At 30.2% G+C, this 400-nt stretch carries 1 pseudogene; it reads right to left on the bottom strand.

The annotated features are described in order from the left end of the window. Window positions 1-101 precede the first annotated feature (101 nt). Window positions 102-400, bottom strand: a pseudogene (locus FJR09_RS24205) (IS1634 family transposase); the annotation flags it as partial.

The following is a 400-nucleotide window of genomic DNA, read 5'->3' as shown; positions in this document are numbered from 1 at the left end:
TATCGGTGTTTAAAAGCTATTTCAACAACAATATTTAATTCAAGGTGTGGAATCAGTTCTCAAAAAGATAACCGATGAAATTGTAAAAATAAAGATAATAACTAAGATAATAAATAATATTTTTGGCAAGTAGTAGGTAGGAATTGTAAGATATGACAATGCGACTCCGTTAAATTAAGAATTCGTTGAAATCCTTGTGTCATCAAAATATGAATACCTTGGAAACATTGAAATATCCATCTTAATGTAGGAGATTCTGTGGGTCTATTCAGTTGATTTTTAACTGTGGCTTTTTGTGCCTTCAATGACATTCTTAATTGTCTTTGTCCTAAATTATAAACCAAAAGGCATAATGCCATTAACATCATCATTGTCTCTACTCTTTCGGGATTTTTCACAA

This window comes from Dolichospermum sp. UHCC 0406 (assembly GCF_009712025.1).
GTDB lineage: Bacteria > Cyanobacteriota > Cyanobacteriia > Cyanobacteriales > Nostocaceae > Dolichospermum > Dolichospermum lemmermannii.
This window is presented reverse-complemented; position numbering and strand designations above follow the sequence as displayed.